The organism is Hymenobacter properus (assembly GCF_015694735.1).
GTDB classification, from domain to species: domain Bacteria; phylum Bacteroidota; class Bacteroidia; order Cytophagales; family Hymenobacteraceae; genus Hymenobacter; species Hymenobacter properus.
The window spans coordinates 471,845-498,350 of record NZ_JADQDP010000001.1 but is presented as its reverse complement, the minus strand read 5'-3'; the positions used below and the strand labels follow the sequence as shown (position 1 = coordinate 498,350).

Genomic DNA, 26,506 nt, shown 5'->3' with positions numbered 1-26,506 from the left:
AAGGCATGAAACCCGACTTTCGACTGTAACCTTCAAAAGCCCGAATCCGAAAGGATGTCGGGCTTTTTTTTCGCCCGACCTGTCCTTTCTCTTACCAACTACCTTGCTCAACTAGCTATGTTCACCAACCCGCATTCTGCTGCCGCCACCCAAGACCAACGCACCTGGAAAGTGTTGTTCGACCGCCAGACCGCCCTGCTGCACCGGCGGGCCGCCCCGGCGTTCAACCAGGGCCTGGCCCGGCTGGGCTACCGGCGCGAGGCCATTCCCGACATTGCGGAGCTGAGCGCCGTGGTGCGCGAGGAAACGGGGTGGCAGCTGGTGCCCGTGGGACGGCCGTTCGAGCCCGCTGCCTTCTTCGCCCTGCTGGCCGATCGCAAGTTCCCGATTGTGACGCGCATCCGGCCCATGCACAACTTCGACTTCAGTCCCGAGCCCGACTTGTTCCACGACTTGTTCGGCCACGTGCCCATGCTGCTCGATGAAGGCCTGGCCAATTTCCTGCACGAGCTGGGCCAAGCCTACCAGGCGCAGCCCGAAGGCTCGAAGGCCCGGGAGCAGCTGTGGGCGCTGTATTTCTTCACGGCCGAATTCGGGCTGGTGCAGCATGAGGGCAAGCCGTTGCTCTACGGGGCCGGCCTCTTGTCGTCGGCGGGCGAAATTCACCACTGCGTGAATGAAAACACGCCCCGCCCGGTATTCGACCTGGCTACGGTGCTGCGCACCCCCGTAACTGGCGCCCGCTACCAAAACCAGTACTTCGTGCTGCCCGCCTGGGAGCAGCTCACCGAGTGCGTAGAGGAGTTGGCCGGCATGTTGGCAAGCCGTTGAAAATAAATCGGCTGTCATCCTGAGCGCAGCGAAGGACCTTCTCACGCCAGAACATTCCGACGTGAGAAGGTCTTTCGCTGCGCTCAGGATGACGGGTGGTTTCTCAATACCCCCAGCCCAGGCGGCGGTACACGAAGTGCAGTAGCCACAGCGGCCCGATGAGCAGAAACTGCAGGTCCTTGAGGAAGCTGGGTTTCTTGCCTTCCACCTTGTGGCCCCAGAACTGGCCCACCCAGGCCAGCGCGAAGATGATGAGGCAAATGGCCCACAGCGGTAGCACTGCCGCGCCTGCCACCACGCGCAATGCTGCGGCCATGGCCACCCACACCAGTACCATGCCTAGGGCCAGCCGCCCGCTCAGCCGCACGTAGTAGAGCAAGGCCAGCGCCATCACCAACGTGCCACAGTTCAGCCAGGGACTGATGGCGGCAATGGCGGCTGGCACCGGCACCGACCACAGCAAACCGATGAGCGAAAACATAATCAGCGGCACGCACACCCAGTGCACCAGCTTGTTGGTGGGGTTTTGGTGGCTTTCGCCGTATTCTGAAAGCAGGGCGGGAAGGGTGGCCATGATGGGTGTGGGAATTTGGTAGGAGTGAGCAGGGGCCAACAAATTAGCAATAAAAAAAGCCTTCCTGTTCAGGAAGGCTTTTTTGCATCTGGCAATACCAACACTACACTTTCACCTTGAAGCGGCCGCGTAGGTAAGCCAGCGCGTGCTCGTGCGCCTTGCGGGCGTCCTCCTTCTTATACTTCGGATTAGAGGGGTTGGCGAAGGCGTGGTCGGCATCGTAGCTCTCTACAGTGAGGCTCTTGCCGGCCGACGACATATCCTTCTTGAACTGAGCCACCACTTCGGGGCTAATCCACTTGTCTTGGCTGGCAAATATGCCCAGTACATCGGAGTTCAGGGTTTTGAGCTTGGCCACGTCTTTCTCCGGCATGCCGTAATACATGACACAGCCCACCGTCTGCTTGCCGCCGAGCAGGGCTTCCTGCAGGCTCCAGCCGCCGCCGAAGCACCAGCCGATGCTGGCCAACTGAGCTTTGGGGCCGGCGTACATTTGGGCTCCTTTGAGGATGGCCACGGCGCGCTCGGTTTTCACCTCGCCCATGTACTTGCCGGCGTCTTCGGGCGTGGTGGCCACTTTGCCATCGTAGAGGTCTACGGCAATGACGTTGACGCCGGGCAGCTCCGCGGCGAAGGTGGCGGCTTCCTTCTTGATGTAGTCGTTCAGGCCCCACCACTCGTGGATGACGAATAGGTACTTGTTGCTCGATTTGGCGCTCTTGATTTCGAAGCCTTTGCCGGTGCTGCCGTCGGGCGTTTTGAAGGTAATTTCCTGCCCCGCGCCCTCGTACACATAAGGCAGAGGCGAATCGTGGCCGCCCGAGAAGTCCTTGTCGGTGGCCAGCATGGCAAAGGCTTCGGTGGCCGAGGCCGAGAGGTTGCCGGCAGGCCGGGCGCAGCAGCTGGCCATTTTCTGGGCCGAAGCTGAAAACGTCAGGCTCAGTAGCGCAGCCCCAAGGGTAAGCAGTTTTTTCATGGGTTTTAGCAGAAATGAAACGGATGAGCAAGCGCAACAGCTAATCTGGCAAAACTTCCCGCGCGGCGCTGCGAAGTTGAGGCATTTCCCGAGCTGCCCGGCCGTGCAGTGCTGCCGAAGAGGTGGTACTCAGGGCCAGTTCGGCCGCGGCCAGCACCTCGGCTGCCAATTCGGGATAGGGCAGGGCCAAGCGCGTGGCGGCGCTTAGGGCGTAGGCGCGAATGGCCACCGGCTCGGCCGGCGACCCCAGCAGGCGCAGGCAGGTATCGAAGGCGAGGGCCTGCCATTCTTCGGGCACGGGCACGAACTGCAGCAGCCGCGCCACGCTGCGCCGCACGGCCGGGTGCGCCTCGCTGCCCGGCTGGGCCGAGGCCAACAGGCCGGGCAGGTGCGGCACCAACCACCGCGGCCGCCGCTCGCCCACCCAGCCCAGCACATCGGCGGCCAGCTGCTGCTCCCGTGGCGCCCCGTACCAAAACAGGTGCAGCAGCTCCGCCAACCCGCTGGGGGCAGCGCAGGCGTAGTCCGTGAGCCGCTTGGTTTGGCGGGCCGAATGTTCGCGCAGCAGTTCCTCGCGGAGGTTCATGCGGGCAAGGTAGCCATGGAGCGCACTAGTTGCTTCTACTGCGTCCGCACGGCCGCGCCCAGCTCGGTAAGCAGCGCAAACAAGCCCACGTAGGTCCGGTTCAAATAAATGAAATGCTCGGAGCCGCGCGGCTCGCGCTGCTTGCGCAAATCGGGGTCGGCCATCAGGTCGTCGCCTAGGGCGTAGAGGGCGGTCATGTAGGCGGGGTCGCCAAAATCGAAGGAGGGTTGGCGGAAGGGGCGGCCCACCAGCTCCAGCGACGTCTGCATGGTGCGTAGGTAGAGAACTTGCATCGCCGGGGCGTCGGTGGCGCGCAGCACGCCGGCCTGGGTGAGCAGCGCCGTCAGGCGGGCTTCATCGGCTATGGTTTCGGGGGCCAGCAGGGCAGTGAATAACTGGTACACATCGGCCGGTACTTCTTTCACGCAGCCGAAATCGAGCACGCCAAGCGTGCCACCGTTCTCGCTACGCATCAGGAAGTTGCCGGGGTGTGGGTCGGCGTGCAGGCGGTGCAGCTCGTTGAACTGAAACTGGTAGAAGTCCCACAACGCCTGGCCAATCTGGTTGCGCACTTCCTGGCTGGGCTTAGTGGCAAGGAACTCCTTTAAGTGTTGGCCGCCGAGCCAGTCCATGGTGAGGATGCGGGCCGTGGAATACTCCGGGTAGTAGCTGGGAAACTGCAGGTTCGGGAGGCCCCGGCACTCGTTCGCTATTTCCTGGCCGCGCCGCAGTTCCAGCTTGTAGTCAGTTTCTTCGAGCAGGCGCGTTTCCACTTCCTCCAGGTAGGGACGCACCTGTGCCTCGTTCAGGCCCATGATGCGCAAGGCAATGGGCTTCACCAGCCGGATATCTGACTTGATACTATCGGCCACGCCGGGGTATTGCACCTTCACCGCCAGCGCTTTGCCATCCTTGCGGGCAAAGTGCACTTGCCCAATGCTGGCCGCCTGCCGCGCTTCGGGCTCAAATTCATCAAACAGCTGATAGGGCGACTTCCCAAACGCATCCCGAAACGCCTTCACCACCAGCGGGCCCGACAGGGGTGGAGTAGAATACTGGGCCTGGGCAAACTGCTCGGCGTAGGCCGTGGGCAGCATGTTTTTCTCCATGGCCAGCATCTGGGCCACTTTCAGCACCGAGCCCTTCATCTCGCTCAAGGTGCCGTAAAGCTCGGCGGCGTTGGCAGCGTGCAGGTCTTCGGTGGTCGACTCGGCCCCCACAGCCTTCTTGGCGTAGTGCTTGATGTAATTGGTGCCCACATTGAAGCCGGTTTTGGCGAAGCGGGTGGCGCGGGCCACCTTGGTGGTAGGCAGCGAGTTCTGAGATTCGTCGGACATGAGGACAGAATGCCGGATATAGAAACGAAACGTCATGCCGAGCGCAGCCGAGGCATCCCGCGTGCAGCAGTAATTCAATTGTCAAGCGAAGCGAGCGAGATGCCTCGGCTGCGCTCGGCATGACCGACAGTGTGCCCTTTAACGCCGCACCAGAAACCGCACGAAATCCACGGCCGAATCGAGGGTGTTGCGGCCTACCAGGTCGAAGCTCAGCGTCACGGCTTTTTCCACGGCGGCGTCGGTACGCTCGAAGTTCACGGTATCGTCTTTGGCGAAGAAGCCCAACACAAACAGCGCTTGCTGCCAGAAGAAACGCGGGTAGCCGTCCTGCACCAGCGGCCGGTTGGCTATTTCGCCGCTTACCCGGCCATCGGCTAGCAAATCGGTCACAAACCGCTCAAAGTCCTGGCGGAAGTCATCCAGCACGCGGGGCGTGAGGGCTGGCACCCGATGCAGCGAGCGGCGCAGGCTCATCAGCGCATACGAGCGGTTGCTTTTCAGAATTTCCAGCAGCGTGTAATAGAAGGCCAGCAGCTTTTCGCGGCTGCCGTAGCTCTCCCACACGGGCTCAGCCGCAGCCGTTTCGCGGGCCTGACGGCCGAAATCGGCCCAGATTTCGCGGTCGATGGCGTCGAAATTGGGGTAGTGCTGATAGAACTCGGCCTCCGCCACGCCCAACTGCTGGGTGAGCTTAAACACCGATTGCGGCGGGCGGCCTTCGTTGAGCACGAAGTCGAGGTAAGCTTGTTTAATGCGGTCCTTTTCCATGCCAGTATAACCGCTTCGGCCGCTGTACGGTTCGGGCTGTAGCGCGGACTTTCAGTCCGCGAGTAAGAAACCTTTTCGCAACTCACGCGGGCTAAAAGTCCGCGCTACGAAGCCGCATTGCGCGCCGTCCGAATGGCCTCAACGGCTCGCTCACGGGCAAACTTATGCTCGAAAATAGGAGCAGGGTAAGCGGGCGTGCCCAGCTCGGGCACCCAGCGCTTCACGTATTCCAGTTCAGGGTCTACTTTTTCGAGTTGGCTTTGGGGACTGTATACCCGGAACCAGGGCGCGGCCACGGCGCCGGTGCCGGCCATCCACTGCCAGTTGCCCACGTTGTTGGCCAACTCGTAGTCCAGCAGCTTATCGGCAAAATATTTTTCGCCCCAGCGCCAGTCGATGAACAAATGCTTCACCAAAAAGCCCGCTGTGGCAATGCGCACGCGGTTTGGCAAGTAGCCCGTGGCGTTGAGCTCGCGCATGCCAGCGTCGACCAGCGGGTAGCCGGTGCGCCCCTCGCACCAGGCCCGAAACTCCTTCTCGTTGTTGCGGTAGGGAATGTGGCGCATCTTGGGGTCGTAAGCTTCAGTGGCCGTGAAGGGAAAGTGCCAGAGCAGCATCATAAAAAAGTCGCGCCAGCTGATTTCGGCCAGCAGCTTTGGGTTCAGGGCCCGGGCTTGGCGCACCACCTGCCGCACACTCAGCGTGCCAAAACGCAGCTGCACCGAGATGCGCGTGCTGCCGTTTTGCAGAGCGGGCGTGTTGCGGGTTTTATGATAATTGCGCACCACGGCTTCGGCGGGCAGGTCGGCGGTGGGCACGTACTGCTCTTTGCGCACAAACCCCATGCTTTCGAGTGTGGGCCGCGGGCCGGCTTTGTCGGCCGCCAGCGCAGCCAGATTGGTTTTCGTGAAAGCATCTGCCGAGCCGTAGGGCAGCAGCATGTCATCGGTAAGGCGGTCCAGGTAGGCTTTGTGGTAGGCGCCGAATACCTTGGGCACCGTGCCCGATTTGGTCATAATTTCATTCTTGGCGAAGATGACCTGGTCTTTGTAGAGATAGAAATCCACGCTGTGACGACCCAACATCTCGCCCACCTCACCGTCGCGCCGGGTGGCGTAGGGTTCGTAGTCTTCATTAGTATGCACGGCAGCCACGTCAAATTCCTTCACAAGCTGTTCCAGCACTTTCACTGGCTTGCCGTAGCGTGCGAGGAAGGTGCCCCCAGCCGCCTGAGTTTGCCGCGCCAACCGTTCCACCTCGTCGTAAATGAAGGTGAGTCGGGCGTCGGCCTTGTCGGGCAGGCAGTCCAGAATGTCAGAATCGTAGATGAACAGCGGCACCACCGGCAAGCCGCTCGCGAGGGCGGCAGCTAAGCCCGCGTTATCGTGGATGCGCAGGTCGCGCCGGTGCCAGAAGATGCAGATTTTCATGGTTGTTTAGAGTTGCGGAAACCATCTGTCATCCTGAGCGCAGCGAAGGACCTTGTCACGATTGAATTGCTTGCACTCACGTGTTAAGGTCCTTCGCTGCGCTCAGGATGACAGATGGGTTTATATGCCAATGCCTTACTTCAATTTCCCCATGCCGCCATCCACGGCCAGCACTTGCCCGGTCATGAACGAGCTGTGGTCCGACAGCAGGAACGACGCGGTGTAAGCCAAATCCTCGGGCTGGCCGATGCGCTGCAGAGGGTGCCGCTTAGCGCCCGCTTCCGCCTTCTCCGGCGAATTCAGCAGCGGTGCAGCCAGGGGCGTGTTGGTGAGCGAGGGCACGATGCAGTTCACCCGCACGCCGCTGGCGGCGTACTCGGCCGCAAGGGCACGTGTGAGGCCCTCCACGGCCGCTTTCGCGGTGGCAATACTGGCGTGAAAGCTCATGCCCGTATCGGCTGCCACGGTGCTAAACAGCACGACGGATGCTCCGCCTTCGGCCTTTTTCAGCCGCTTGATAGTGGCCTGAACAACGCGGACAGCACCCAGTACATTCAAGTCGAAATCAGCTGCAAAATCGGCCACCGGAACGCGCACAAACGGCCGCAGCTTGATGCTGCCAGGGCAGTACACCACGCCGTGCAACACCTCGGGCAGTGCGTCGAAGGCTGTGCTCACTTCCTGCGTCGCGTCGTAGTCGAAGTGGGTGGTGTTCAGAGCCGCCAGCTCCGGCGAGCGGTGGCGCGAGGCCGTGAACAGATTGGCGCCTAGGCCGCTGAGCAGTGTGGCCGTGGCCAGGCCGATGCCTGACGAAGCGCCGATGATGAGAATGTTCTTGTCAGAAAATTGCATACGAATAAGCTGGTAAGTAAGCTGCATGACAGGGCACCCGCTTCATTAGCGAGTAACCAATTCAAGGCGCAGCAAGCTGAGCCATTGGCATACTAAATACAAGCCGAATTGTTCGGCAGCATGCAGTTGAATTAGTGCCGACTATCGGTTAATAATTTGTTAATACTAGCGCCTCCAAGCTGGCAATTGGTCTTTTATAGTCGCTGCAAACGTTTGTTGTGAAAAATCAGCCAGCCTTTGGCGTAGTTTCGCCGTAAGCGCGCACATCACCCCACCAGCCTCTATGAACATAACTAAACTTTTGGTCGCCAACCGCGGCGAAATTGCCATTCGCGTGATGCGGGCGGCGAGTGAACTCAACATTCCCACCGTGGCCCTCTACACCTACGAGGACCGGTACTCGCAGCACCGCTACAAGGCTGACGAGGCTTACCAAATTGGCCGCGACGACGAGCCGCTGAAGCCGTATCTGGACATCGAGGGCGTCATTCGCATCGCCAAGGAAAACGGGGCCAACGCCATTCACCCCGGCTACGGATTCCTCTCCGAAAACGCCACGCTTTCGCGCCGTTGCGCCGAGGAAGGCATCATTTTCGTGGGACCGCGACCCGAGGTGATGGAAGCCTTGGGCGACAAGGTGGCCGCCAAGGAAGTGGCCCAGCAGTGCCAGGTACCCCAGATTGAAAGCAGCGAAACCGACCTGGTCGACTTCGAAACCGCCAAGGCCGAGGCCCAGCGCATCGGCTACCCCGTGATGCTGAAGGCGGCGGCCGGCGGCGGCGGGCGCGGCATGCGCATCATCCGCGACGATGAGCAGCTGGAGAAAGGCTTCTTCGAGGCGCGGAATGAGGCCAAGAACGCCTTTGGCGACGACACCGTGTTCCTGGAGAAGTTTGTGGAGCGGCCCAAGCACATTGAGATTCAGCTCGTGGGTGACCACCACGGCAACCTCGTGCACCTCTACGAGCGGGATTGCTCCGTGCAGCGCCGCTTTCAGAAAGTGGTGGAAGTGGCCCCAGCCATGAACCTGCCCGACCACCAGCGCCACTTGCTCTATGAGTACGCCCTGCGCATCGGCCGGGCCGTGGGCTACGACAACGTGGGAACCGTCGAGTTCCTGGTGAACCCCGAAGCGGACCGGATTTACTTCATCGAAGTAAACCCCCGCATCCAGGTGGAGCACACGGTGACCGAGATGATTACCGGCATCGACCTGATTAAAACCCAGCTCTACATCGCCGCCAACTACAAGCTCAGCGACCCCGAAATCGGCTTGGGCCCCGACGTGATGCCCCTGCGTGCCGGCTTTGCCGTGCAGTGCCGCGTGACGACGGAAAACCCGGAAAACGACTTCAAGCCCGACTACGGCACCATCGTGGCTTACCGCTCGGCTGGCGGCTTTGGCATCCGCCTCGATGAGGGCTCGGTGTACCAGGGCGCGGTGGTGTCGCCGTTTTTCGATTCGATGCTGGTCAAAATCTCGGCCCACGCGTCCACACTGCACGGTGCGGCCCAAAAGATGCTGCGCGCGCTCGATGAATTCCGGATTCGCGGGGTGAAAACCAATATTCCGTTCCTGAAGAACATCGTGGGCAGCGAGGAATTTCAGACCGGCCACGCCACCGTCGACTTCATTAAGGACCGGCCCGAGCTGTTTCGCTTCGAAACGCGCAAGGACCGCGCCACGCGCCTGCTCAGCTACATCGGCGAAACGGTGGTGAACGGCAACCCCGACGTGCGCAACCTGCTCGACCCGCGCGCCAACCCGCGCCGCCCCCACCTGCCACACTTCGACGCTCACGCCGAACCCGCCCCCGGCACCAAGCAAAAGCTTGCCGAACTAGGCCCCGAAAAGTTTGCCGAGTGGCTGCGCGCCGAGCCGCTCGTACACTACACCGATACCACCCTGCGCGACGCCCACCAAAGCCTGCTTGCCACCCGCATGCGCACCTGGGACATGCTTAAAGTCGCCCGCGCCTACGCCCAGCAGCACCCCCAAACCTTCAGCATGGAGGTATGGGGCGGCGCCACCTTCGATGTGGCCCTGCGCTTCCTGCACGAAGACCCCTGGGAGCGTCTGGCCAAGCTACGCGAAGCCATCCCGAACATCTTGCTGCAAATGCTCATCCGCGGGGCCAACGGCGTGGGATACAAAGCCTATCCCGATAACCTGACCGAGCGATTTGTGCAGCAGGCGGCCGAAACCGGCGTCGATGTATTCCGCATTTTCGACTCGCTGAACTGGATGAAGGGCATGGAAGCCTGCATCGGTTTCGTGCGCAACAAGACCGACCGGCTGGCCGAAGCCAGCATCTGCTACACCGGGGACATCATGGACCCGAAGCGCACCAAGTACACGCTTGAGTATTACCTCAAGCTCGCCAAGCAGCTCGAAGACGCCGGCGCCCACATTCTCTGCATCAAGGACATGGCCGGCTTGCTCAAGCCCTACGCCGCCACCGAGCTGATTCAGGGCCTCCGCGACACGGTGAAGCTGCCCATTCACCTGCACACCCACGACACATCCTCCCTGCAACCGGCTACTTATGCCAAGGCCGTGGAGGCCGGCGTCAATGTCATTGACGTGGCCATTGGTTCGCTCTCAGGCCTCACCTCGCAGCCCAACTTCAACTCGGTGGTGGAAATGTTCCGGGGCACTCCGCGCCATCGCGAGTTCAATCAGCATTCGCTCAACGAGTTTAGCGACTATTGGGAAGCCGTGCGCGAGATGTACTACCCCTTCGAGTCGGGCCTGAAAGCGGGTACCTCGGAGGTGTTTCAGCACGAGATTCCGGGCGGGCAATACTCCAACCTGCGCCCGCAGGCGGCCTCGCTGGGCCTGCTCGACAAGTTCGAGGAAGTGAAGCAGCGCTTCGCCGATGTGAACCAAATGTTTGGCGACATCGTGAAGGTGACGCCCAGCTCCAAAGTGGTAGGCGACATGGCCTTGTTCATGGTGAGCAACAACCTCACGCCCCAGGATGTAATGGAAAAAGGGGAGGGCCTGAACTTCCCCGAATCAGTGCGTGAGCTGTTCCGCGGCGACATCGGGCAGCCCGAAGGCGGCTGGCCCGCCGAACTGCAAAAGCTCATTCTCAAGAACGAAACGCCCTTCACCGACCGGCCTAATGAGCACCTTGCGCCCATCGACTTTGACAAGGAGTGGGCCGGGTTCCAAGGGAAGTTCCCCGGCGCCAAGTTCACCGATTTGTTGTCGTGGCTGCTCTATCCCAAGGTATTTGAGGAGTATTGGGCTTTCCGGCAGAAGTACGGCAACGTGAGCAAACTGCCCACTTCCACCTTCTTCTACGGCTTGAAATCGGGCGAGGAAACCATCATCGAAATTGCCCGGGGCAAGTCGGTGATTGTGCGCCTGGAGTCCATTGGCGACATCAACGAGGAGGGCTGTCGTACCATTTTCTTCACCCTCAACGGCCAAACCCGCAACGTGCAGGTGCGCGACCAGTCGGTGGCCGTAACCAAGGTCAGCAACCCCAAAGTCGACAAAAACAACCCCCGCCAGGTGGGCGCGCCGCTGCAAGGCATGCTGAGCAAGGTACTGGTGAAGGCCGGCCAGGCTGCACCCAAAAACACGCCGCTCTTCGTCATCGAGGCCATGAAGATGGAAACCACCATCACCGCCCCGCAAGACCTCACCGTGGCCGACATCAACCTGCCCGAAGGCACCCGCGTGAGCGCCGACGACTTGGTGCTGACCCTGGGCTAAAAAGCAGTAGCGCAGAATTTTAGTCCGCGTCCCCATGCCATTTAGCATCGTTTGGGGCGCGGACTAAAAGTCCGCGCTACTTTTCGGCCCCAATCCCCCAATATCTCTGATGAAACAATTACTTCTCCTCGGCGCGCTGCTAGCCACCCTGCCGGCCGTGGCCCAGAAAAAAGCCGCCAAACCTGCGCCTAAAACTGCCACCGTCTCCGCCGCTACCGTCAGCCGGGTCGTTAATGCCCTGGCTGCCGACGACATGCAGGGCCGCGGTACCGGCCAGGCCGGCGGTGCCAAAGCTGCCCAGTTTTTGGCCGCCGAATTCAAGCGCATCGGCCTCAAGCCTCTCCCCGGCCAGACGGGTTTTGAACAGAATTTCACCTTATATAAAAGCCAACCCGGCCCCACCACGGTGGTGCTAAATGGCCAGACCGTCGACTCCAAACAGGTAATGATGGCCGGCGGCCTGACCAGCCTCAACTGGACCAGCGAAGATGCCAAACCGGTGGAAGTTGTGCGCGTGGCACCCGGCGAAAAAGCCAAGCTGGGCCGCCTGCTGCATCCCACGGCCAACACTTTGGTCATCGTGGACACCACGCACACCCGGGAGCTTGCCGGGCTGGCCAACTACCTACGCCAAGGCACCATGAGCGCCGAGGCGCCGCAGCCTTTTGCCACCGTCATCGTGCTGGCTACGGTGCCACCCGCCGTCACCTACCGCATTAGCGCTACCTCGGCCGTACTGCCCTTAGAGCAGCGCAACGTGGTGGGCATGCTGCCCGGCCGCGACCCCAAGCGCTCCAAGGAAAACGTGGTGTTTGCCGGTCACTACGACCACCTGGGCATTCTCAAGCCCACGACAGCCGGCGACTCCATCGCCAACGGCGCCGACGACGATGCCAGCGGCACTACCGCCGTGGTGGCGCTGGCCGAGTACTTCAAAAAGAAAAACGACAGCGCCCGTCCGCTCATTTTCGCGGCTTTCGCCGCCGAGGAAGTCGGTGGCTTTGGCTCCCAGTATTTTTCCAAACAGCTCGACCCGCAGCAGGTGGTGGCCATGTTCAACATTGAGATGATTGGCAAGGAAGCTAAGTTTGGGCCCAACACCGCCTTCATCACCGGCTACGAGCGGTCCGACTTCGGCAAGTTGCTGCAAGCCAACCTGGCCGGCAGCAAGTTTCGCTTCGAGCCCGACCCGTACCCCGAGCAAAACCTATTCTACCGCTCCGACAATGCCACCCTGGCCCGCCTTGGCGTGCCGGCGCACACCATCAGCACCGACCAGATTCCAACCGATGGCCTCTACCACAGCGTCGACGACGAAGTGGAAACCCTGAACCTCGCCAACATGACGGCCGTCATTCAGGCCATTGCGCAGAGCGCCACTGGCATCGTGTCGGGCAAGCAAACGCCCACGCGCATCCCGCCGCTGACGGATGATAAGTAGTCATCGCCTGTCATTGCGAGGCCGCAGGCCGTGGCAATCCGTCCTGTCAAAACCAAACACATTCTAATGTGACAAAGCCCCGGCACCGTAATGGCGCCGGGGCTTTTTTTATTGGCCTAGCACAGTTCTAAGCTGGTCGCTGCGAAAGGGACGATTTGCTTCGGCGGCGCCTCGCAATGACAACGCGCCACTCCGCCACTCCACCAACCCACCTAATGCAAGTACACCGCTTCCAGCCGCGCCACCGGCACATTAGCGGCGTCGTAAAGGCGGAGCGTGTCGCCGCTGATGCGATAGGTGCGTGACTGCGCCAGGGCGCGGGTAAAGGCATTTTCGGTTTCTATGGCGGCACAGCTCATGCGCGTGCTCATCAGCGGGCTGAAAGTCAGTTCGTCGGCCTTTTCGCTGAAAAAGCTGCCGCGGAAGCGGTTGCAGCTGCCGTTGCCCTCGGCAGTGCCGTCGGTGCGGAGCGTGAGGTAAGGCTCGCGGGTATCGGCCGGCAGGCGCACAGGCTGGCCCGCCAATTCGCGCGGCACCCAATGGGTTTCGCGCAGGGCCGCGGCTGGGGCTTGCCGGATGGGTGGGGTCGTGGCGGTTTTTTCCTGAGGTGGATGAGTCTGACAACCAACGGCTGCAGCCGCTAGAAACAAAAGGAAGAGGCGCATAAGCAAAGGGATAAGCGGCTGATTTTACGCAAAAAAGCCTGCGTTACTACGCAGGCTTTTTGTGTGTCGTTACCCGGAAGGATGCTACCGCCCCACTTTGAACGTGAGGCCCGCGCCCACCGTGGAGGTACCGGCGGCCAGGCCGCTGATGGCCTGCCCGGCCGTTACGTCGACGCGCATCTGCGGGATGGGGCGCCAGTAGAGGCCCGTGGTGGTGCCGGTGCTCAGGTTGGAGCGGCCACCGCCGTAAGCTTCCACAAAGAAGCCGGTTTTGTCGGTGAGCGGGCCGTTGAGGGCCAGCGTGCCCAGGAACTGGCCGTTCGAAATGTCTTTGGCGGTGAGGCCGCGTTGGCTGAAACCAAAGTTGGCTTCGAGGCCGAACCGCTCGCCGATTTGCTCGCTCACGAGCAGGCGGCCGCCGGGGGCCCAGGTGCTGCTGCGCAGGCCGGCGCTGCCGGTGTTGGGCACAGCCGCCTCCACCAGAATGGCTACCTGGGTGCGAGTGTCATAGTTAGGCGAGAGCATGAGCTTGGTGCCTACCACTACCGGCGCGTAGCCCTTGGCTACTACGTTGCCCGCTTCCGTGAGGACGGTGGGCCCGTTGTGCAGGTAGCCCTGCGTCACGCGCAGCTCCATGCTGTTGAAGAAACCAACACGCAGCGTGCCTGCGCTCTGACTCTGGGCCAGGCCCGCGCCGCCAAACTGGCGCTGGAAACCCGTTTCGAGCTGCACACGGCCGGGCTGCAGTACCTGGGCCGTGATGGTTTGGCCGGGACGGTCGGCGCGAATATTCCGTACGAAGGGAGCGTCCGTGTTAGGGTTGTTTTCCTCGGCGGTGTTTTGGGCCAGGGTGAGGCCGGGGACGCTCAGCAGAGCGGCGGCGGCCAGCAGAGTGGTCTTTCGCATGTTACCCAGACCCTGCCCGCTACGACATCGTTCATTTTAAGTTGCAAATACCTGAATTTTCATCAAATAATTATAATGTTATGGCACAAAGTGCCAGTATTTGGCTAAATAAAACTTACTCCGTACAATTGTTTTACTTATGAAAAAGAATATTTTGCCTACCTTTTTAGCGCTTGGACTACTGGCCGCACACCCCATTTTTGCCCAGCAAACCCTACCGCTTTATACCGAAACCATCCCGGATTCGAAGCCCAGCGCGGTGCAGGAAACCAGCGTGACGTTGGCCAATGGCGGCGTGCGCATCTCCAATGTGGTGCAGCCCAACCTCACCGTGTTTCTGCCCCCAGCGGGCACGGCCAACGGCACGGCTGTCATCATTTGTCCCGGGGGCGGCTACGCCCGCCTCTCCATCGACCACGAGGGCTACGACGTGGCCAAGCGCCTGAACGAGATGGGCATCACAGCCTTCGTGCTGAAATACCGCCTGCCCAACGACCAAAGCCAGCCCGACAAGTCCATTGCGCCGCTGCTCGATGCCCAACAGGCCCTGCGCCTGGTGCGCCAACAGGCGGCCAAGTACCGCCTCAACCCCGAGCGCATCGGCCTGATGGGCTTTTCGGCCGGTGGGCACCTGGCGGCGTGGGCGGGCACTCAATTTGCCCGGCCCGTCGGCAACAACCCCGGTCCGGAATCGGTGCGGCCTGCGTTTCTAATGCTGTTGTACCCCGTTATTAGCTTCAACGACACGCTCAAGCACGGCGGCTCACGCGACAACCTGCTCGGCAAAACGCCGACGCCCTCGCAGATAAGCCAGTATTCCAACGAGTTGCAGGTGACGGCCCAGACGCCGCCCACCTTTCTAGTGCACGCGCAGGATGATAAAACAGTGCCCGTCAACAACAGCATCGTGTTCTACCAAGCCTGTCTGCGCCACGGCGTGCCCGCCGAGATGCACCTCTACCCCAAAGGCGGCCACGGCTTTGGCCTGAACAACAAAACCACCAAAGACCTCTGGACCGACCGCCTGCGCAACTGGCTTGATGCCAACGGCTGGCTGACCAAGTAAGACCCAGCATAATCTGAACGAGGCAGGGGCAGTATCTGCCCCTGCCTCGTTGGAGGTAACGGCTGTATTAAACCACTACCGCCTCCAACTCCCGCTCAATTTCGCCAAACAGCGGCCGGCTGTTGACATCAGCCCGTACGCACTGTTGTTGGATTGCCTGCAGCTGCGCCAGCGCTTTGGCAGTGCTGGGCGTGGGGGCGCAGTGAGCCAGCAGTTCCTCCAGCAGGCACCCGAAGGCCCGCACCTCCAGTCGCTGGAGCGCCATTGCCAACTCGACCTCATTTGCCTCGAAAAAGCAGGCGGCACCAAAGTCGCCCAGCAGGGCATTGCCCTCGGCGGTAACTAGAATGTTGTGAGCGTATAAGTCGCCGTGCAGGATGCCTTGTGCGTGCAAGTGCCCGGCCGCAGCGGCAATGCCCCGGGCAATATCCAGTGCCGTTTCCGGACTGAAAGCAGTGCCGGGGCTATACACGTCGCGGGTACAGGTAGCCAGGCTGGGCGGGCCGGCCAGGTTGCTAAATGCGTCATCAATCAGTTCCAATATTAAGCCTTCAGCGCCCGTGGGGTGGCCGGTTACGCGGCCCAGCACGGCAATGAGGTTAGGGTGGGCGCCGGCCTTGATGGTGGCCAGCATTTCGCAATGGGGCAGTCCGTCGCTGGTCACGGCGCCTTTGAAGAGTTTTACCGCCACATCTTCATCATCCACGTTGGGCTGCTCCCAGCGGGCGCGGGAAATAACGCCCGACGCGCCCTCCCCCAACTGCTGTTCGATGGTGAGTTGGTCCCAGGCAATGTCACCAATGGTGTGCAGTGTTTCAGCAGCGGCTTCCAACGGGCGCGAAAACGGGTTTCCGGCATAGGCTAGCCACGAGAGGCGCGTCAGGCTCAACAGCCACGCGGGCAGCTCGGTGAGCTGGTTGGCGGCAATGCGCAGCAGTTCCAGTTTGGTGCATTGGGCGAGCGTCTGGGGCAGCGCGCGCAGCTGGTTGCCGGCCAGCATCAGCTTTTGTAGCTCCTGGCAATTGCCAATTTCGGCCGGTAGGGCTTCAAGTTGGTTATCGGTGAGGATGAGCCAGCGCAGGGCAGCAGGGAGGGCCGCCCCTGGCAGCGTGCGAATTTGGTTGGCCTTAAAGCCTACCATGCTCAAATTAGGGCATTGGCCCAGCACGACAGGTACTTCAGTGAATAGGTTATCGGAGCAAAACAGCACTTGCAGCCGGTGCAGGCGCGGCAAGTCGTCGGGCAAAGTAGTGAGCCGGTTGCCGGAAAGGTTAAGGATTTCCAGCGTGTCGGCGAGGTCGAAGATTTCGCGCGGAAACTCGGTGAGGCCGGCACTCAGGTCGAGGCGGGTGAGGCCGTGGAGCTCGCCGGCGCGCAGTTGGGCTAGGGTGTGCATGGGGGCAAAGGTCGATAGGAAAGCGCTAGGCCAGACTTATAGCTTCGTTTGGCCTCACGCATAGAGAGTTCCTGGTCAGCTTTTAACCCTGAAAAGGTGAACCCAGGTTACTGGAGTATCCGAGGGTTCAAAACCGACGTTAACACGAATGCTTCTTAATCTCCAGTTAAGATTATTTATAAGATTGCTGAATCAAATATTTGCTGTTCCATTCGTACCATTCACCGCCCACGTAGCAGTATTTGTCCAGTCCCAAGTTGATTATCGGGAATACCCCTTTTATTTTTTGCTTTGCCTCATTCTTGGTTTTAGCATCAACAATCATGAGCGTTTGAGAAATGGTTTTCTCCGAACTGTAAAAGATATTTCCATTTTGGTCAAATGTTAGAACAGTATCGAGGTCGTGCTGATAATTGGGTTTTGGTTTATTAACCGATTTTCTTTCATCGTGAAACTTTATGGCTAACTTATAAGTGGCAATACTATTTCCCATCAAGCTTAAAGTCGCTTCGTGAATAGTTGTCTTCGCACTTGCCTTTATCAAAGCAGGTGTTGGTTTGCTATAATCCATAAACTCTGTATCAAATAAGGAGCTGATATGGAGAGATTCATACATATTTCGATGGCGAACAGATAGAATTAGCGTTTTGGCAGCATGTAGTCCAACCCCAGCGCGAAAGGAATAGGTAATTAGTAGAAAATTCTTGTTAATAAGATATACAGTATCAAGGTGATTGATATTCCCAATGTGAATAGCATTGTTTGCGCATTTTATGGTTAATGTAGCTCCGTAATTAAGAGGCATCACCTCAATCAGTTGCTTGCTACCATCTAATGATTCAATAGTAAACGCTTGACCATGCGATGAGCCGGCGAACAGCCCAATAATCAGTGCCGAAAGCATGATTATGCGTATCAATTTGGCTTTCATCGTTCTACCGTTTTCATAAAAAAAGTGTAGTAGTCGTGGATATTCCTCACGCCTCTACCACTTCCCCCGTCCCGAAATAATAAATAAGCCCGCGCACTTCCGCGTACCCCAGCTGTTCAAATAGCGTGGCATAATTGCGCAGCAGGCGCTTGTGCTGCTCCAGCGGCGGGGGCAGGCGGAAATCGAGCAGCGTGACGCGCCCGCCGAGGCGGTGGTGCTCTTCGAGGGAGGGTTCGAGCACCACGCGGTCGGGCTTGTAGTCGCGCAGCTTCACGCCACCCACCAATATTTCGCGCTCGGTTTCCACGCTCAGGTGCGGGGCGAAGTAGGGGGCCAGACGCGGGTCGCTCACCAGCGTTTCGAGGCTCTCCACCAGCGCCGGCCGCTCGCGGGCGCTCAGGATACCCTCGGCCACGAGCTGGCTGGCCACGCGGCCCACGTCGGCCGCCGTGAGCAGGCGGCGCAAGGCGAAGTGCAGCTTGCGGTTCCACTCGCCCTGCGCTTTTTGCTCATCAAAATCGAAGAGCGTGGTGGCATGGCGGCGCAGCTTCAGGCGGTCTTCCCAGGGCGCGGCGGCCAGATTTGTGAGTTCGTAAGAGTTGGTTTTTGGTTCTTGATTCTTGGTTTTCTGCTCCGCCTGACTGCCTTGGGAGAGGACGAAGGACACCCGGTCTTCTTGCCACTGGCCGCGGCTCAGTAGGTAACCGTGCAGCAGGTCGGCCACGGTGCGGGCAGCGGCCGTGGGGACGGTTTCCAGCTCGTCGGTTTTGGTAGTTTTTTTGTCGTCGGGGCGCTTGCTGATAACGTAGAGGCGGTGGCGCGGCCGGGTGAAGGCCACATAGAGCGTATTCAGCCCTTCAAGAAAAGTTTTCTCGCGCTCCTCGTCGTACTGCGCCCCCAGAGCCGTATGCTGGATGCCCTTGCTGAGGCTCACCACCGCCACGTCAGGCATCTGCTCAATGGGCTTCTGGCCCGCCTCCAGGTGGCCCCAGAGCAGGGTGCCGCGGTGCGGCTCCAGGCTCCAGTCGGCAAAGGGCACAATTACCACCCCGTAGGCCAAACCCTTGGCCTTGTGCACCGTGGTGATGGTGATGGCCTCGCGCCCGCCCGGTGCGTTGATGCTGATGCGCCCCTTGCGCTCCTCCCAATAAGTGAGGAAGTTGCCCAGGTTGTTGCCAAAGCGCAGGCTGAATTCCAGGGTCAAATCGAGGAAGCGGAACAGGTAGTCGCTCTCCCCGTTGCGCCCCAGCAGCCCAAACAGATTCAGCAGCCGCTCGGCCAGCTCGTACAGCCCCAAGTTGCCGGTTTCCTGCTCGCGCACGTCGTAGCCCAGGTCGCGCAGCTCGTCGAAAAATGAGGTGCCGCCCGCCGCGTTGGCCACCTCGGCAATGTGTCGGGCGCGCGCCGGCGTGGGGGCCAGCCCGCGCACCACCTTGTCCACGAGCAGCAGGGCTTCGGCCCGCGCCAGCGTGTCGGCCGGCTGGTGCAGCACCCGCAGAACGCTCACCAGCAGGTTCACCACCTCCGCAAATTCCAGCGCTAGCGAGTCAGCCGAAATAATGGCGTAGCCCCGCTCTTTCAGGAACTTAGCAATGATTTTACTGGCGTAGCGCGTACGGCACAGCACCGAAATATCGGCCAGCGCGTAGCCATCGCGCAGAGCCTGTTCCACCAGCTGCAGGGTGAGGTAGCAGGTGCTCTCATCGTAGCCCAGCAGCGCCTCGGCCGCGTGGCCAGGCAGGGGCTCGGCGGTGTAAGCGCCGGCGGCGGGGTCGTAGAGCAGGGCGGGGGCGTCCTTTTGAGTAAACAACAATTCCACGTGCCCCTGCTGGTCGGCCCGCTGCGACTCCGGTGCCTGCTGCCCAAAATGCGCGTCGAAAATGCCCGTCACCAGCCCCAGGGCCTCGTGCCGCTCACTCACCGCTTTAAAGAAGGCGTTATTGAAATCAATGATTTCCCGTGCCGAGCGGTAGTTCACCTGCAAAGCCTTGGGCTCCAGCTTGCCGCGAAACGCCTCGTAGCGGCCACGCAGCAGCTCGCGCATCTCGGGCTCGCGGGCGCGGGCGGCCAGGGCCTCGGTGTTGCCTTGGTGCAGGCGCAGAATCTGTTCCATCTCGCCCCCGCGCCAGCGGTAAATGGCCTGCTTGGCGTCGCCCACCGCCAGGCTGCTATGCCCGTTGGCCAGCGTGTTTTCCACCAGCGGCAGCAGGTTGTTCCACTGCAAAACGGACGTGTCCTGAAACTCGTCAATCAGAATATGCTCGTATTTTTCGCCCAGCCGCTCGTACAAAAACGGCACCGGTTCAGTAAGCACAATGCTGGCAATTCTTCGGTTAAATTCCGATATCAGAACAACGTTGCGCTCACGGCTAATTTGCTCGACAATCTTATTTAATTCACTCAATAACGAAGCGTGAAATAAATACGGCTGCATGGCTGCCAGCAACACATAATTTGGCAAATAATCAGCCCGCAATTTGTCCAATGTTGCTACCAGTTGGCATAACGGCTCTTTCACTGCATCCACCCGCTCCCGGTCGGCGGCAGTTTTTATTTTGCCGCTGTACCATTTGTCATCGGCCAGGGTGGTGCGCACGTAGCTGTTTGGTCCGGCGTCGGGGGCAAGCAAGTCCACGCCCTTCTGCACGTAGCCAAAAATGCCGCGCTTGCCCTGAAAAAAGTCGGCCTCCGTGGCGCCCGCCGCATCCAGCACCGCCAGCGCCACCTCCCGCGTCTGGGTAAAGGCCGCCTCAATCTCGGTCCGCCGCGCCCGGATTTCCTTGTCCAGCCGCCGGAAATCAGCCAAACTCAACTTGTCGAGCTGCGCCACTGCCTCCTGCACCGTCTCATTAAATAGCACCCGCCCGAAACCCGCCAGCTCCTCCGGCAGTCGGCTCCAGCTTTTGCCCTCGTCGGCCTGCCCCAGTGCATATTCCGCCAGCGTTTGCGACAGCAGTTTGCTGTTCGGGTCGCGGTTCACCTTATCTAGCAGCGCCGCCACGGCGCTTTGCAGCACCGCATCGGTATCCAGTTCCACCTCAAACGTGGCCGGTAAGCCCAATTCCCGGGTAAAAGCCGTCACAATTCGCTGCACGAATGAATCAATGGTACTCACCCCAAAATCGGCGTAGTGATACAACACCAGCCGAAACGTCTCGGCTGCTCGCCGTCGCACCTCCGTTTCCGGTAGCTTCAACTCGGCCGCAATGTCGGCCAGCAACCCATCGGGTTTGCCACCTTCCGGGTAGGAGAACCGCCGCAGTGCCCCCACAATGCGCTCCTTCATTTCCCCCGCCGCATCGTTGGTAAATGTGATGGCCAGCACGCGCTTGAAATATGCTGGGTCGTCGGCTCCTAGTGCCAGCAGCAGGTATTCTTTCGTTAATTGGTAGGTCTTACCAGAGCCCGCCGAGGAGGAGTAGATGCGGAAGGAGGGAGGCATAATCTTTATTAAAACGCTGAAATGCTAATTCCAGAAATTAAATTAATTCCGTCGCCAGACACCAAAGAAGCAAAAGCGGTTGTTGGGTATCAATGGAATGATGTGGCCGGAACGAGACACAAATTAGGCGGCGAACCAATCGGCGAATTTGTAGAACATCCGTTATGTATGATGTGCAAACAACCGATGACCTGTTACGCAACTATTGATTCAATCGGAGACGACTACGATTTAGCAGACTGCTCCGTAATAAATGTTTTTGTATGCCTGAATTGCGGCACTACAAGTAGTCAAATTGACCAAGCACATGCTTGAAATTGATTCACGCAGGTTTCAGCCAACTCACCATCTCTGCCGTCACGCGCACGGGCCGGCCGCTTTTGGGGTCGAGCAGCACCCACGTCGTCTCAGCCTCACACAGTAGCACCTCGTCGGCGGCGCGGGTAAGGCGAGTGTAGCGCAGCGACGTGGCGCCACTCGTCTCGCCCACCCAGGTGGTGGCCCGCAGTGTCTCACCCGCAAAGGCCGATTGCAAGTAGCGAATCCGGTGCTCGCGCACCACCCAGATGATTTGTTCGCGCAACTCGGTCGGGCAAATGCTCAGCCAGTGCGCCCCGGCCACGTCCTGCACCCAACGCACATACTCCACGTTGTTGGCGTGGCCCAGCGCATCGATAGCGCTGGCAGGCACCTGAAATTCGTGAGAAAAGGCGTGGGCAGGGGCGTCTGGCATGGGGGCGTAGGTTTCGAGGATATGGAAGCCAATTACAAAAGAACGTCATGCTGAGCGCAGCCAAAGCATCTTATGTGTGTAGTAGCTCAATCATTCAATGAAGTACGCCAGATGCCTCGGCTGCGCTTGGCATGACGTCTTATTGCTCAGGAGACACTGCAGCCGCCTTTCTCAGCCTGCATCGAAAAAAATATCTATCGACTTGGTCATTTGGAAATTCTGCCTATCTTTGACGCAACCTAAGAAACCAAGCCACGGTGGCCCAAAAGCTTAGGGAAATTCCACAACCAACCACCATGCCCACCGGAAAGGTAAAATTCTTTAATGACACCAAAGGCTTCGGTTTCATTAAAAACGACGAAACTGGCGAAGACATCTTCGTTCACATCAGCGACCTGCAGGTTAGCTCGATTCGTGAAAACGACCACGTGCAATACGAAGTAGCTCAGGGCAAAAAAGGCCCGAATGCTGTAAAAGTATCGCTGATTTAATTCAGCCTTAGTTTTGCTATCCTAAGAAAGCCCGCCTTTGGCGGGCTTTTTTTTGTGCCGTTTAGGCGAGTCAAGCACTTTTTGTCATCCTGAGCGCAGCGAAGGACCTTGTCACGCTAGCATCAATTAACAATTTAAAACGCTCAGGCGTGAGAAGGCCCTTCGCTGCGCTCAGGATGACAGGCGAAGAATATACTTGAGCCCCATATTAGCTTTTCTCAAATAAAAACCCTACCTTTGCACCCGCATTTGAGGACGGCCCAAGTCCGCGTAAGCCTGAGAGAGGCGCTAACGCATTGGCCGCGTTGTTTTTTGGTTGTTTTTTCCCGCCTGAATGTGAACAGGTAGAAGGTGGGGAAACGTCGCTGAGTACGGCTGTTTTCGGAGCGAAGTCTCTTTATCCCCTTTATCAATTCCACATTCATGGAAGCTGAAAAAACTGTGGTTCGTTTCGACGAGCTGAACCTCTCCGAGGAAGTACAACGCGCCATCACCGAGATGGGCTACGAGGAAGCCTCGCCTATTCAGGCCGGTGCCATCCCGGTGCTGCTCGAAGGCCGCGACGTAATTGGCCAAGCCCAGACGGGCACCGGCAAAACCGCCGCCTTCTCCATTCCCATTATTGAAGCCGTCGATGCCGACAGCCGCGATGTGCAAGCCATCGTGCTGTGCCCCACGCGCGAGCTGGCCGTGCAGGTGTCGGGCGAAATCCAGAAGCTGGGCAAGCACAAGCGCGGCCTGGCCGTGGTGCCGATTTACGGCGGTAGCTCTTATGACCGTCAGTTCCGCGCCCTGGAGCGCGGCGTGCAAATCGTGATTGGCACGCCCGGCCGGGTGATGGACCACATCGAGCGCGGCACCCTGAAGCTGGACAAAACCACGAAAATCATCCTCGACGAAGCCGACGAGATGCTCGACATGGGCTTCCGCGAGGACATTGAGTACGTGCTCAGCAAAATGCCCGAGGAGCGCCAGACGGTGTTTTTCTCGGCCACGATGAGCAAGCCCATCATGGAACTCACCAAGAAGTACCAGCGCGACCCGCAGCTGGTGAAGGTGAACCACCAAGCCATGACGGTGAACAACATCGAGCAGAGCTACTTCGAGGTTCGCGGCCCCCAGAAAAAGGATGTGCTGACCCGCGTGCTCGACATGTACAACCTGAAGTCGACCTTCGTGTTCGCCAACACCAAGCGCATGGTGGACGAAATCGTGGCCGACTTGCAAGCCAAAGGCTACTTCGCCGAAGGCCTGCACGGCGACATGGGCCAGCAACAGCGCCAGAACACGCTCGATAAATTCCGCAAAGGCACACTCGAAGTGCTGGTAGCCACCGACGTAGCCGCCCGCGGCATCGACGTAGACAACGTGGAGGCCGTGTTCAACTATGACCTGCCGGCCGACGAGGAGTACTACGTGCACCGCATCGGCCGCACGGGCCGCGCCGGCAAGAGCGGCCGCGCCTTCACTTTCGTAAGTGGCCGCGACATCTACAAGCTGCGCGACATCATGCGCTTCACCAAGGCCCAGATTAAGCTGGAGCAGGTGCCGTCGTTTGCCGACGTGTCGGAGGTGAAAACCACGCTGTTCCTCGGTCAGATTAAGGAGGTTATTGAAAAGGGCAACCTCGAGAAATACGTGGGCCGCGTGCAGCGCCTGCTCGACCAGAGCGAAGACATCACTTCGCTCGATATCGCCGCCGCGCTGCTGAAAATGACCATGAAGGAAGACAAGCGCGCTGAGCAGAGCCTCGACGCCGGCCGTGAGAAGGGCGCTGCCCGCCCTGGATTCACGCGCTTGTTTGTGACGATGGGCAAGAAAGACCGGATTCACCCGCGCGACATCGTGGACCTGATTTCGGAGTCGACCAACCTGGCCGGCGCTAAAGTGGGCGACATCGCCCTCTACGACAAGTTCAGCTTTGTGGAAGTACCGTCGGACTACGCCGATGAGATTGTGAGCAAGCTGGGCCGCACTAGCATCCAAGGTTCGCCGGTGAGCTTCAGCATTGCTACCCCTGTACAGGAAGGCGAGGCTAAGCAGGAAGGCAACAACCGCGGCCCCGGTGGCTTCGGCGGTGACCGTGGCGAGCGTCGCGCTTTCGGCGGCGAGCGCCGTGAGGGTGGCTACGGTGGCGGCTACAAAGGCAACCGCGGCGGCTTCGGCGGCGAGCGCCGCGAAGGCGGCTATGGCGGTGGCTACAAAGGCAACCGCGACGGCGGCAGCGGCTACGGCAACCGCCCGAGCTACGGCGAGCGTCGCGAAGGCGGCTACGGCAAGTCGGGCTACGGCAACAAGGGTGGCTACGGCGACCGGCCCAGCTACGGCAACAAGCCGAACTACGGCACGCCCCGCGAGTACGATACGACCCGCGCCCCGCGTACGCCCCGCAACGAGAGCTTTGATGAATAGTATTAAGGCAAATTATCTGGGTTAACCAGTAGTGACGATTTAGTGTGTTTATAAAAGAAGAAGGTTAGAAGGCAAAAAAGCCGCTCATTGAGCGGCTTTTTTGTTGGGTTATAGCAAGGTAGGCGCTAGAAACTATTTCGACGAATCGCGCAGGGCTTTGATTTTGTCGTGGCCTTCTACCACACCTTGGTATTGCTTCTCGATTACCGATTTCAACGCGGAAGGCAGGCCCTCAGCTTTCAGTGCGGTTTGGTAGGCTTTCTTGGCGTAGTCTTCGCCGCGCTCACACTCGGCGAGGATGCTGTGGCGGTCTTTGCCGGTCACAGCCGATTTCAGGTCAATCCAGGTGCGGTGGATGGCACCGGTGATGGAGCCTTGTGCGCCTTCGTTGGTGTCGGGCTTGAGGTCGAGCTTGAACATCTGGTCTTCCAGCTCAGTGAGGTAGCTCGAACGCTGAGCGGCGAAGTGTTTGAACGTGTCTTTCAGGTCGGCATCCTGCACGTCGGTCATGGCCTCGGCGTAGCCTTTCTGGCCGTCTTTGAGGGTTTCTACCAGTTCGTTGAGCAGGGCTTGCGTGGCTTTGGCTTCCATTGGAAAGGGAAAATTTAAGGTGAAAGTTTGTGCCTTCCTTTACTCCCTGTCCGCGTGGAAGGTTACACGGCTACTGTGGGCGGTTGAGCCATGGCGCGGCCGGCCAGGAAACCCGTAGTCCAGGCTGCCTGGAAGTTGAAGCCGCCGGTAATGCCATCAATGTCCAGCACCTCGCCGGCAAAATAAAGCCCCGGCACGCGGCGGCTCTGCATGGTTTTAAGGTCGATTTCATCGAGCGAAACGCCCCCGCAAGTCACGAACTCTTCTTTATAAGTGGTTTTGCCCCGCACCGCGAGCGGTGAGCGAAGCAGCAATTCCAGCAGGCGGTTTTGGGTTTTGGCCGGCACGTCGCTCCAACGTAGCTCCGGGCCGATGCCAGCCTGCTCGGTCAGGTTGCGCCAGAGGCGTTGCGGCAGGCCGAATTGGGGGTTGGAGGCCACGGTTTTCTTGCCGTTTTCCTGCCGAAACTGCTGCAGCCAGGGCCGCAGGGTTTCTTCGGTGAACGCGGGAATCCAGTTAATAAGCGCAGTGCCGACGTAGCCCAGCTCGCTCAGGCGCCGGGCGCCCCAGGCCGACAGCTTGAGCACGGCCGGGCCGCTCACGCCCCAGTGCGTAACCAGCAGCGGCCCCTCGTATTGGAGCTTTTCGCCGGCCAGCACCACCCGGGCCTGGGGCACGCTTACGCCCATTAGCTCGCTCAGGGGAGAGTTAGGTACGTTAAAAGTGAAAAGCGACGGCACTGGCTCGGCAATTGTGTGGCCCAGGGCGCGCAGCCAATCGTAGTTGGCACTCTTGGGGTTGCCGCCGGTGGCGATGAGCAAGCGGTTTACCAGCAGTGTTTCCCCAATTTTTGCAGCCCCACTGCCCGTAATTTTCAGGGCGAAGCCGCCTTCCGGCAGCGGTTGTATCTCGTCGACACCTACATTGGTGACAATGCGCACGCCGGCTTGGCGGGCAGCTTCTTCCAGGGCGTGGGCAATGGTTTCGCTGCTGTCGGTGGTGGGAAACATGCGGCCGTCGGCCTCGGTTTTGAGCGTCACGCCGCGCCGGGCAAACCAGGCAATGGTATCGGCCACGCCAAATTGCTGGAAGGCTGCTTTCAGTTGCTTGCTGCCGCGAGGGTAGTGCGCCACGAGTTGGGCAGCGGTGTCGCAGGCGTGGGTCACGTTGCAGCGACCGCCGCCCGAGATTCGCACTTTGCTGAGCAGCTTGCCCGTTTTTTCCAGCAAAAGCACCTGCAAACCGGGGTTAGCCTCGGCGCAGGCAATGGCCCCGAAGAAGCCAGCCGCGCCGCCGCCCAGTACGGCAACAAGAGGACGAGAGGCGTCAATATTCACCCCGCAAAGGTACA

The 26,506-nt window shown here is 59.7% G+C and carries 21 protein-coding genes; 6 read left to right on the top strand and 15 right to left on the bottom strand.

Annotated features, from left to right (window positions below):
* The first annotated feature begins 117 nt into the window (after positions 1–117).
* Positions 118–831, top strand: coding sequence for a phenylalanine-4-hydroxylase (locus tag I2I01_RS02215; protein ID WP_196284781.1), 714 nt, complete (start codon positions 118–120; stop codon positions 829–831).
* A gap of 103 nt (positions 832–934) precedes the next feature.
* On the opposite strand, the gene I2I01_RS02210 is transcribed toward I2I01_RS02215, so the two are convergent.
* From I2I01_RS02210 to I2I01_RS02180, 7 genes are all read right to left on the bottom strand, one after another.
* On the bottom strand, positions 935–1,405 hold the full coding sequence (locus I2I01_RS02210; protein WP_196284780.1) for an Mpo1 family 2-hydroxy fatty acid dioxygenase: 471 nt from the start codon (positions 1,403–1,405) through the stop codon (positions 935–937).
* Positions 1,406–1,508: 103 nt separating this feature from the next.
* Positions 1,509–2,381, bottom strand: a complete 873-nt coding sequence (locus I2I01_RS02205; RefSeq protein WP_196284779.1) for a dienelactone hydrolase family protein — start codon at positions 2,379–2,381, stop codon at positions 1,509–1,511.
* Between the two features lie 40 nt (positions 2,382–2,421).
* Positions 2,422–2,967 (bottom strand): hypothetical protein, encoded by a 546-nt coding sequence (locus tag I2I01_RS02200; protein WP_196284778.1) that lies wholly within the window; start codon positions 2,965–2,967, stop codon positions 2,422–2,424.
* Between the two features lie 35 nt (positions 2,968–3,002).
* Complete coding sequence (locus tag I2I01_RS02195) at positions 3,003–4,304, bottom strand: ABC1 kinase family protein (RefSeq protein ID WP_196284777.1); 1,302 nt, start codon at positions 4,302–4,304, stop codon at positions 3,003–3,005.
* A 138-nt stretch (positions 4,305–4,442) separates the two neighbouring features.
* Positions 4,443–5,072 carry a TetR/AcrR family transcriptional regulator gene (locus I2I01_RS02190; protein WP_196284776.1) on the bottom strand — a complete coding sequence of 210 codons (630 nt, stop codon included), beginning with the start codon at positions 5,070–5,072 and terminating at the stop codon, positions 4,443–4,445.
* A 104-nt stretch (positions 5,073–5,176) separates the two neighbouring features.
* The gene (locus I2I01_RS02185; RefSeq protein ID WP_196284775.1) at positions 5,177–6,502 is read right to left on the bottom strand and encodes a cryptochrome/photolyase family protein; all 1,326 of its coding nucleotides are present in this window, start codon (positions 6,500–6,502) and stop codon (positions 5,177–5,179) included.
* 135 nt (positions 6,503–6,637) lie between these two features.
* Positions 6,638–7,354, bottom strand: a complete 717-nt coding sequence (locus tag I2I01_RS02180) for an SDR family NAD(P)-dependent oxidoreductase (RefSeq protein WP_196284774.1) — start codon at positions 7,352–7,354, stop codon at positions 6,638–6,640.
* 283 nt (positions 7,355–7,637) lie between these two features.
* On the opposite strand from I2I01_RS02180, the gene I2I01_RS02175 reads away from it, so the two are divergent.
* Complete coding sequence (locus I2I01_RS02175; protein WP_196284773.1) at positions 7,638–11,081, top strand: pyruvate carboxylase; 3,444 nt, start codon at positions 7,638–7,640, stop codon at positions 11,079–11,081.
* Between the two features lie 109 nt (positions 11,082–11,190).
* Complete coding sequence (locus I2I01_RS02170; RefSeq protein WP_196284772.1) at positions 11,191–12,522, top strand: M20/M25/M40 family metallo-hydrolase; 1,332 nt, start codon at positions 11,191–11,193, stop codon at positions 12,520–12,522.
* Positions 12,523–12,734: 212 nt separating this feature from the next.
* Here the strand turns inward: I2I01_RS02170 and I2I01_RS02165 are convergent, their stop codons facing one another.
* On the bottom strand, positions 12,735–13,187 hold the full coding sequence (locus I2I01_RS02165; protein WP_196284771.1) for an META domain-containing protein: 453 nt from the start codon (positions 13,185–13,187) through the stop codon (positions 12,735–12,737).
* An 84-nt stretch (positions 13,188–13,271) separates the two neighbouring features.
* Positions 13,272–14,093, bottom strand: coding sequence for a transporter (locus tag I2I01_RS02160; RefSeq protein ID WP_196284770.1), 822 nt, complete (start codon positions 14,091–14,093; stop codon positions 13,272–13,274).
* Positions 14,094–14,232: 139 nt separating this feature from the next.
* Here I2I01_RS02160 and I2I01_RS02155 point away from each other — a divergent pair, with 139 nt between their 5' ends.
* Positions 14,233–15,159, top strand: coding sequence for an alpha/beta hydrolase (locus tag I2I01_RS02155; RefSeq protein ID WP_196284769.1), 927 nt, complete (start codon positions 14,233–14,235; stop codon positions 15,157–15,159).
* 67 nt (positions 15,160–15,226) lie between these two features.
* On the opposite strand, the gene I2I01_RS02150 is transcribed toward I2I01_RS02155, so the two are convergent.
* The 4 genes from I2I01_RS02150 to I2I01_RS02135 form a co-directional block, all read right to left on the bottom strand.
* Positions 15,227–16,555, bottom strand: coding sequence for a leucine-rich repeat-containing protein kinase family protein (locus I2I01_RS02150; RefSeq protein WP_196284768.1), 1,329 nt, complete (start codon positions 16,553–16,555; stop codon positions 15,227–15,229).
* A gap of 172 nt (positions 16,556–16,727) precedes the next feature.
* The gene (locus I2I01_RS02145; RefSeq protein ID WP_196284767.1) at positions 16,728–17,459 is read right to left on the bottom strand and encodes a hypothetical protein; all 732 of its coding nucleotides are present in this window, start codon (positions 17,457–17,459) and stop codon (positions 16,728–16,730) included.
* A gap of 73 nt (positions 17,460–17,532) precedes the next feature.
* Complete coding sequence (locus I2I01_RS02140; RefSeq protein WP_196284766.1) at positions 17,533–20,928, bottom strand: UvrD-helicase domain-containing protein; 3,396 nt, start codon at positions 20,926–20,928, stop codon at positions 17,533–17,535.
* A 322-nt stretch (positions 20,929–21,250) separates the two neighbouring features.
* Positions 21,251–21,661 (bottom strand): acyl-CoA thioesterase, encoded by a 411-nt coding sequence (locus tag I2I01_RS02135; RefSeq protein WP_196284765.1) that lies wholly within the window; start codon positions 21,659–21,661, stop codon positions 21,251–21,253.
* 296 nt (positions 21,662–21,957) lie between these two features.
* On the opposite strand from I2I01_RS02135, the gene I2I01_RS02130 reads away from it, so the two are divergent.
* Both I2I01_RS02130 and I2I01_RS02125 read left to right on the top strand, forming a co-directional pair.
* Positions 21,958–22,152: a cold-shock protein gene (locus I2I01_RS02130; RefSeq protein ID WP_196284764.1), complete on the top strand. Its 195-nt coding sequence runs from the start codon at positions 21,958–21,960 to the stop codon at positions 22,150–22,152.
* Positions 22,153–22,575: 423 nt separating this feature from the next.
* Entirely contained in the window at positions 22,576–24,564 is a 1,989-nt protein-coding gene (locus tag I2I01_RS02125; RefSeq protein WP_196284763.1) for a DEAD/DEAH box helicase, read from the top strand.
* A gap of 132 nt (positions 24,565–24,696) precedes the next feature.
* Here I2I01_RS02125 and I2I01_RS02120 read toward each other — a convergent pair whose 3' ends face one another.
* Together I2I01_RS02120 and I2I01_RS02115 are read right to left on the bottom strand one after the other, a co-directional pair.
* Entirely contained in the window at positions 24,697–25,155 is a 459-nt protein-coding gene (locus I2I01_RS02120; protein ID WP_196284762.1) for a PA2169 family four-helix-bundle protein, read from the bottom strand.
* A gap of 62 nt (positions 25,156–25,217) precedes the next feature.
* Positions 25,218–26,492 (bottom strand): BaiN/RdsA family NAD(P)/FAD-dependent oxidoreductase, encoded by a 1,275-nt coding sequence (locus I2I01_RS02115; RefSeq protein ID WP_211537773.1) that lies wholly within the window; start codon positions 26,490–26,492, stop codon positions 25,218–25,220.
* Positions 26,493–26,506: the final 14 nt, after the last annotated feature.

What these genes read in the sequence shown, in the direction of transcription:
- I2I01_RS02180 (WP_196284774.1), bottom strand. Translation starts at nt 7,354, where the DNA reads ATGCAATTTTCTGACAAGAACATTCTCATCATCGGCGCTTCGTCAGGC.
- I2I01_RS02160 (WP_196284770.1), bottom strand. Translation starts at nt 14,093, where the DNA reads ATGCGAAAGACCACTCTGCTGGCCGCCGCCGCTCTGCTGAGCGTCCCC.
- I2I01_RS02215 (WP_196284781.1), top strand. Translation starts at nt 118, where the DNA reads ATGTTCACCAACCCGCATTCTGCTGCCGCCACCCAAGACCAACGCACC.
- I2I01_RS02145 (WP_196284767.1), bottom strand. Translation starts at nt 17,459, where the DNA reads ATGCTTTCGGCACTGATTATTGGGCTGTTCGCCGGCTCATCGCATGGT.
- I2I01_RS02185 (WP_196284775.1), bottom strand. Translation starts at nt 6,502, where the DNA reads ATGAAAATCTGCATCTTCTGGCACCGGCGCGACCTGCGCATCCACGAT.
- I2I01_RS02165 (WP_196284771.1), bottom strand. Translation starts at nt 13,187, where the DNA reads ATGCGCCTCTTCCTTTTGTTTCTAGCGGCTGCAGCCGTTGGTTGTCAG.
- I2I01_RS02125 (WP_196284763.1), top strand. Translation starts at nt 22,576, where the DNA reads ATGGAAGCTGAAAAAACTGTGGTTCGTTTCGACGAGCTGAACCTCTCC.
- I2I01_RS02200 (WP_196284778.1), bottom strand. Translation starts at nt 2,967, where the DNA reads ATGAACCTCCGCGAGGAACTGCTGCGCGAACATTCGGCCCGCCAAACC.
- I2I01_RS02155 (WP_196284769.1), top strand. Translation starts at nt 14,233, where the DNA reads ATGAAAAAGAATATTTTGCCTACCTTTTTAGCGCTTGGACTACTGGCC.
- I2I01_RS02175 (WP_196284773.1), top strand. Translation starts at nt 7,638, where the DNA reads ATGAACATAACTAAACTTTTGGTCGCCAACCGCGGCGAAATTGCCATT.
- I2I01_RS02190 (WP_196284776.1), bottom strand. Translation starts at nt 5,072, where the DNA reads ATGGAAAAGGACCGCATTAAACAAGCTTACCTCGACTTCGTGCTCAAC.
- I2I01_RS02130 (WP_196284764.1), top strand. Translation starts at nt 21,958, where the DNA reads ATGCCCACCGGAAAGGTAAAATTCTTTAATGACACCAAAGGCTTCGGT.
- I2I01_RS02135 (WP_196284765.1), bottom strand. Translation starts at nt 21,661, where the DNA reads ATGCCAGACGCCCCTGCCCACGCCTTTTCTCACGAATTTCAGGTGCCT.
- I2I01_RS02205 (WP_196284779.1), bottom strand. Translation starts at nt 2,381, where the DNA reads ATGAAAAAACTGCTTACCCTTGGGGCTGCGCTACTGAGCCTGACGTTT.
- I2I01_RS02150 (WP_196284768.1), bottom strand. Translation starts at nt 16,555, where the DNA reads ATGCACACCCTAGCCCAACTGCGCGCCGGCGAGCTCCACGGCCTCACC.
- I2I01_RS02140 (WP_196284766.1), bottom strand. Translation starts at nt 20,928, where the DNA reads ATGCCTCCCTCCTTCCGCATCTACTCCTCCTCGGCGGGCTCTGGTAAG.
- I2I01_RS02195 (WP_196284777.1), bottom strand. Translation starts at nt 4,304, where the DNA reads ATGTCCGACGAATCTCAGAACTCGCTGCCTACCACCAAGGTGGCCCGC.
- I2I01_RS02170 (WP_196284772.1), top strand. Translation starts at nt 11,191, where the DNA reads ATGAAACAATTACTTCTCCTCGGCGCGCTGCTAGCCACCCTGCCGGCC.
- I2I01_RS02210 (WP_196284780.1), bottom strand. Translation starts at nt 1,405, where the DNA reads ATGGCCACCCTTCCCGCCCTGCTTTCAGAATACGGCGAAAGCCACCAA.
- I2I01_RS02120 (WP_196284762.1), bottom strand. Translation starts at nt 25,155, where the DNA reads ATGGAAGCCAAAGCCACGCAAGCCCTGCTCAACGAACTGGTAGAAACC.